Source organism: Chitiniphilus eburneus (genome assembly GCF_005048205.1).
Lineage (GTDB): Bacteria > Pseudomonadota > Gammaproteobacteria > Burkholderiales > Chitinibacteraceae > Chitiniphilus > Chitiniphilus eburneus.
Map to the genome: position 1 here is coordinate 1 of NZ_SUMF01000056.1, position 6,203 is coordinate 6,203.

5 protein-coding genes are annotated in these 6,203 nt (G+C 65.1%); 3 read left to right on the forward strand and 2 right to left on the reverse strand.

Going from position 1 to position 6,203, the window contains the following annotated elements:
* Positions 1 to 316 precede the first annotated feature (316 nt).
* Positions 317 to 1,705 (forward strand): autotransporter outer membrane beta-barrel domain-containing protein, encoded by a 1,389-nt coding sequence (locus tag FAZ21_RS19665; protein ID WP_169307511.1) that lies wholly within the window; start codon positions 317 to 319, stop codon positions 1,703 to 1,705.
* Positions 1,706 to 1,886: 181 nt separating this feature from the next.
* A complete protein-coding gene (locus tag FAZ21_RS19670) occupies positions 1,887 to 2,507 on the forward strand; it encodes a glutathione S-transferase (protein WP_136775133.1) in 621 nt (206 codons plus the stop codon).
* A gap of 74 nt (positions 2,508 to 2,581) precedes the next feature.
* On the opposite strand, the gene FAZ21_RS19675 is transcribed toward FAZ21_RS19670, so the two are convergent.
* Together FAZ21_RS19675 and FAZ21_RS19680 are read right to left on the reverse strand one after the other, a co-directional pair.
* Positions 2,582 to 3,082 (reverse strand): GAF domain-containing protein, encoded by a 501-nt coding sequence (locus FAZ21_RS19675; protein WP_136775134.1) that lies wholly within the window; start codon positions 3,080 to 3,082, stop codon positions 2,582 to 2,584.
* A gap of 111 nt (positions 3,083 to 3,193) precedes the next feature.
* On the reverse strand, positions 3,194 to 5,188 hold the full coding sequence (locus tag FAZ21_RS19680) for a UvrD-helicase domain-containing protein (RefSeq protein ID WP_136775135.1): 1,995 nt from the start codon (positions 5,186 to 5,188) through the stop codon (positions 3,194 to 3,196).
* A gap of 180 nt (positions 5,189 to 5,368) precedes the next feature.
* Here FAZ21_RS19680 and FAZ21_RS19685 point away from each other — a divergent pair, with 180 nt between their 5' ends.
* Complete coding sequence (locus FAZ21_RS19685; protein WP_136775136.1) at positions 5,369 to 5,974, forward strand: histidine phosphatase family protein; 606 nt, start codon at positions 5,369 to 5,371, stop codon at positions 5,972 to 5,974.
* The last annotated feature ends 229 nt before the right edge of the window (positions 5,975 to 6,203 follow it).

Genomic DNA, 6,203 nt, shown 5'->3' on the forward strand with positions numbered 1-6,203 from the left:
GTTATTGGCAAGGCGTGCAACGCAGTGGATGGTGTTTTTTCGGCCCAGCCCTGCGGGTTCGGTGCATTTCGGGCGCCGCGCGGCGTCCCGAACTGCACCGAACGCTGTCGTGAAACAGGTGACGACACGCCCTAAGCATCGATCGGTATTCGCGGGGCCGATCGGGCGGACGAGCGCGGCAACCTTGGCGCGGCGTGGCAGTCTTTCTGGTTTGCACGCCGCGCCAACACAGGGAGAATCGGGGTCGGGGGGCATCCATTGCCGGCCACGGCGCCACAACCTGCGGGTTGCGGCAACGGCCGGTGGAGGAGGCATCGTGTCTGTCCGGTTTCACCGTCTTTGCTGCATCATCGCCAGCCTGTGGCTGGCCCTGCCCGCGCCAGCGGCCCACGCCACCGATGAGGCGCTCCGGCTGGCCGCCGATACGCCGCTGACGCTCGACCTGCCGTTGCGCCAGGGCGATACCCGTTATCTCGGCGGCAGCGTGGTCGCGGTCGTCCCGCCGCAGGCCGGCATCGCCACGCTCACCCGATCCAGCGTCGAGGATGCGCTGCGGCTGTCGTTCACCCCGGCGCGCGGCCATGTGGGCGAGGTCGTGATCCGCTATGCACTCCAGGCCGAGGATGGCGATATCACGCCGGCATCGCTCACCGTGGACGTGGCGCCGCGCGCCACGCCAGGCAGCGGCTCGGATGCCGAGGCACTGGTCAACAGCCAGACCGGCTTTGCCCGTCGCGCCGCCAGCGCCCAACTCGCCAACGTGAATCCGCGTCTGACGCAACTGCACCACGATCAGGCGCCGCGCGCCCGCAGCACGCTGGGCCTCTACCTGGACGGCAAGGCGTTGCCGCTGCAATCGCAACGCGCGGTGGAAGGCCTGAGCGACACCCTGCCACGCGGGCTGTCGCTCTGGAGCGCCGGCTCGGTCTATGTCGGCACCGACAGCGGCGTGGACTTCAACACCGGCGGACTCAGCCTCGGCGCCGACTACCTGCTCACACCCAGCTTCAGCGCCGGCCTCAGTGTCGGCTACGGGCGCGGCGACAACGCGGTCGGCGCGGACAGCGAGCAGCAATCGGACAATACGGCCGTCACCCTCTACGGCAGCTATCGCCCGTGGTCGTCGTTCTATCTGGATGGCGCCGTGGGCTACGGCTGGCTGCGCAACGACCCGACCCGCCTGCGCCGCGAGGACGACGCCCAGGCGGCGGCACGGCGCTACGGCAGCCAGACCTATGGCTCGCTGGCATTCGGCTACGACTACCGGATGGACCAGTTGCGCATCAACCCGTATGGCCGTTTCGACATGACGCGCTCGCAACTGGCGGCGTATGCCGAGGACAGCAGCCAGGCCGGCGCGCTGGCGGTGGGCGAGCAGGCGGTGCAGACCCGTTCCGGCACGGTGGGAATGTACCTGGACCGCCCCATCCTGCTGGAAACCGGCCGCCTCACGCCCAGCCTGCGGATGGAATACCAATACTGGCTGCGCGATACCGACGATCTGGAACTGCGCTATGCGGACCAGCAGGACAGCGCCGTCCGTCGTGTCGAAGGTGCTTCGGCGGGCAGCGCGCAGAAAGTCTACGGCCTGGGGCTGGACTGGGCGCTGCCGGACGATCTGTCGCTGGGGCTGCGCGTGGACCGCATCGACGGCGAGACCGAAACCAGCCAGCGCGGTACGTTGAATGCCCGCAAGCGGTTCTGAGACGCCGCTTCGTTTACATATTCACATGGAATAAGAAAGCAAGCACAAGAACTCGTTTGGGTGCAAGTCAGAAAAAGCTAATAGACACTGGCCAATTCCGCTGTTGCGCCCCTGCAACGGCGCTGGCCCCGCTCGCCGCGTCCCACTAGAATTGACCAAAACCCGCGGCAGACAGGTCCCCATGAAACTGATCACCTCGCTGACAAGTCCTTACGGAAGAAAAGTAAGCATCGTTCTCGCCGAGAAGCGTATCGAATGCCAGGTCACGATTGCCTCGCCCTGGGAGGAAGGCACGATCGTTACCGAGTACAACCCGCTGGGCAAGGTACCGGTGCTGATCCTGGACGACGGCAAGCCCATCTACGATTCGCGGGTCATCGTCGATTATCTGGATCAGGTATCGCCAGTGGGGCGCCTGATCCCGTCGGACCATCGGCAGGCGATCCGCGCGATGCGCTGGGAAGCACTGGCCGACGGCATCATCGACGCCGCCGCCATCGTGGTGCAGGAACGCAAGCGCCCGCCACGGCAGCAATCGGCCGACTGGATCGCCCGCCAGCAGGGCAAGATCGAGCGAGGCCTGAAGCAGTTGAGCGCCGACCTGGGCGAGCGCAAGTGGTGCATGGGCGACAACTATTGTCTCGCCGACATTGCCGTCGGTTGCCTGCTGGGCTATCTGGAATTCCGTTTTCCCAGCCATGCGTGGGCCACGGACTACCCCAACTTGGCGGCACTGTACGCGCGGCTGAACGAGCGTACCGCGTTCCAGGAAACGCGCCCGGTCGAGCCGGTCACCGCCTGATCCTCGCGCACGTCAGAACGCCGTGCGCCGGGCTGGCTTTGGCCCGCAAAGGGTGCCTTTCGGGGTGGAACGATTCAGCCGAGCGGTGGGTACTGGCGTTCGATTTCGCCGGCGGCGATCTGCGCCAGCGATTGCAGGATCAACCGCTGCTCACTATTCAGGCTACGCGGTTGGGTATCGACCACGAATACGCTGCCGATCCGCAGCCCCCCCCGCAGGATGACCGCCATCCCGGCATAAAAGCGCAGGCCGGCGTGCAGCACGGCGGGATGATCGGCGAAGCGCGGGTCGAGCGTGGCATCGTTCACTTCGAGCATCGTTTCGCGCGCGGCGACCAGGTGTGCGCAGAAGGATTCGTCGCGGGAGCCGGCCTGCATCAGCGGCATCTCGGCGGCCTTGAACCACACCGTATCCTCCGCCACCAGGCAGATGCCCGCGCCCGCCACGCCCAGCGCATGGATCACGTAGCTCACCAGTTCGTCGAACACCGCATCCGGTTCGGAATGCAGAATCCTCAGCCGCGCCAGGGCCTCGAGGCGTTTCGGTTCGTTCGCGGGCTTTGCGGGCGCTAGCATGATGAAGCTCCAGGCAGGGGCAACCTTCGGTCCGCCGAATGCCGACCAAGCAAGTCGCCCATCACTGTAATCTACGGTTGTAAGCTTACAGCCCACTCCCGCGTGCAGCAATCACCCCAGCTTCGCCATCAGACCAGCGAGCATGGCCCGGCCTTCCTGCTTGGTGACCAGCGGTTCCGATTTGCCACCCGCCAGCCGGCCGGAGACGCGGATATCCTCGGGCGGAAGTTCATGCAGGAAACGGCTGGGGTGGGTGATCTGCCATTCGCCGGCCCGGCGGCGCTTGCCGCAATAGGTAATGGTCAGCGTGCGCTGCGCGCGGGTGATGCCGACGTACATCAGGCGGCGCTCTTCCTCGACCATGTTGCCTTCGATCGAGTTGGCATGCGGCAGGATGTCCTCTTCGCAACCGATCAGGAACACGTGCGGGTACTCCAGGCCCTTGGAGGCATGCAGTGTGGTGAGCTTCACCGCATCCACCTCTTCGTCCTCGCGCCCTTCCAGCATGGTGATCAGCGCAATGGTCTGGGTGATCTCGATCAGGTCCTTGCTCTTTTCCTGCCCCTGCTTGGCCACCCAGCCGACAAAATCCTGGACGTTCTTCCACTTGGTCTCGGCGGGGCGTGGCTCATCGTTGTCGTAGAGCCAGGTTTCGTAGTCGATGCTGCCCAGCAGATCCTGCAACAGCGCGCCAGCCGCTTCACTGCGCGCACGGTATTGCAGGTTGTTGATGAAGGTGGCGAAGGTCTTGAGCGGTTCGTACTGCTGCGGCTGCACCTGGTGGATGAAGCCTTCCTCGAACACGGCGGCGAACAGCGAGATGTGCCGCTCGGACGCATAGCTGCCCAGCCGCTCCAGCGTGACGTTGCCCACGCCGCGCTTGGGCGTGGTCACCGCGCGGATAAAGGCCGGGTCGTCGTTCTCGTTGGCCATCAGCCGCAGGTAGCCCAGGATGTCCTTGATTTCGGCACGGTCGAAGAAGCTTTGTCCGCCCGAGATCACATAGGGGATGCGCTGGGTACGCAACGCGGTTTCGATGATGCGTGCCTGAAAGTTGCTGCGGTACAGGATGGCGTAGTCGTTGAACCCGGTGCCGGCCTCGAATTTGTGCGCCTGGAGCTTCATGCACACCAGTTCGGCTTCGTGTTCTTCGTTCTTGGCTTCGATGATCTGGATCGGGTCGCCCACGCCCAGATCGGACCACAGTGTCTTTTCGAACAGCTTGGGATTGTTGGCGATCACCGCATTGGCGCACTTGAGGATGCGCGCCACCGAGCGGTAGTTCTGCTCCAGCTTGATCACCTTCAGCCGGGGGAAGTCGGTCTGCAACAGGCGCAGGTTTTCCACATTGGCGCCGCGCCAGGCATAGATGCTCTGGTCGTCGTCGCCCACCGCGGTGAACTGGCCGGAGATGCCGGTCAGCATCTTCACCATCTGATATTGCGTGGTGTTGGTGTCCTGGTATTCGTCGATCAGCAGGTAACGCAGGCGCTGCTGCCATTTCTTCAGTACGTCTTCGTTGGCCTCGAACAGATCGACCGGCAGGCGGATGAGATCGTCGAAATCGACCGCCTGATAGGCCAGCAGCGTGTCCTGGTATGCGCGATAGATACGCGCCAGGTGCAGCTCGCCTTCCGAATCGGCGCGCAACAGCGCCTGATCGGGTGCGATGCGGTCGTTCTTCAGCAGCGAGATATGCGACACCGTGGCCCGCACCAACGCCTTGTCGGTGGTGGCGAGCAGGTCCGATACGATCTTGCCGGCGTCGGCGGAATCGAGAATGGAGAACTGCGGCTTGTAGCCCAGGTGGCGCGCTTCCTCGCGCAACAGGCGCATGCCGAGCGAGTGGAACGTGGATACGGTCAGCCCGCGCAGACGCGGCGCGTCCATCAGCGCGCCCACGCGCTCCTGCATCTCGCGCGCGGCCTTGTTGGTGAAGGTGATGGCGGCGATGTTGCGCGCATCCATGCCGGCGCGATCGATCAGGTAGGCGATCTTCTGCGTGATCACCCGTGTCTTGCCCGAGCCGGCGCCCGCCAGGACCAGGCACGGGCCATCCAGATAGCGGACGGCGGCTTGTTGCGGGGCATTGAGGGTATGGAGCATGGATGGCCTGTGGAAACGATCGACGGGGAGCCCGGCCGGGCGGGCGCCATTTTACCTTGCCGATCAGGCCATCATGGCTCCTACTGCACCCGCCCGGGGGCATTGGCAGGATGTCGGCGCGGCGCAAGGGGCGCCGGCGCTATACTCGCCGTTTGTCAGTCCGTTCTTCGAGGAAGCGTCATGTCCCGCCCGTTCTACCTGCTGCGCCACGGCCAGACCGAATACAACACCGTGCGCCGGCTGCAAGGCCGTTGCGATTCGCCGTTGACCGAACTCGGCCAGGCCCAGGCGCGCAACATGGGCGAGGCGCTACGCCACCGTATCGGCGACGCCACCGGCTGGCACCTGCTGGCCAGCCCGCTGCCGCGCGCCCAGCACAGCGCGCGCCTGGTGGCCGAGGCACTCGGATTGCCGGCCAGCACCATCGCCACCGACGAACGCGTGATCGAAGTGGGCTTCGGCGATTGGGAAACCTGCCTGCGCACCGATCTGGTTGCCGCCAACCCGGCGCTGGACGCCGCGCCGGACTGGCACTTCCAGGCGCCCAATGGCGAAACGCTGGACCAGGTGCTGGCCCGCATCGGCGATTTCCTGGCGGATTCCCGCCTGCCCGAAAAACTGATCGTGGTATCGCACGGTCTGTATGGCCGCCTGCTGCGTGGCGTCTACACCGGGCTGGACCGTGCCGGCATACTGAGCGGCGAGATGCCGCAAGATGCGTTCTTCCACCTGAGCGGCGGGCGGATCGAGCGCATCGATTGCGCGATGGCCGAATCCGCGTCGTAGTCCCGCGCCGCCTCGTTTGCATCGGGGTGAAAGACAAAGGCCGGAATGCGGGACAAGGCGCATCGAGTGCGTGGGGCCTTCCTCCGCCCACGAGGCCCAATGCGGCACGGCGCCCGGCCTTCCTCCTTTGCACCCCTGTCTGAAGGTCGATTCGCCCTAGGTGTTGTGTCTCAATAGGTTGTTCACCCGAACGGGTCTGGGAGACTGGAGTTACCACGCTTCAGGGTCA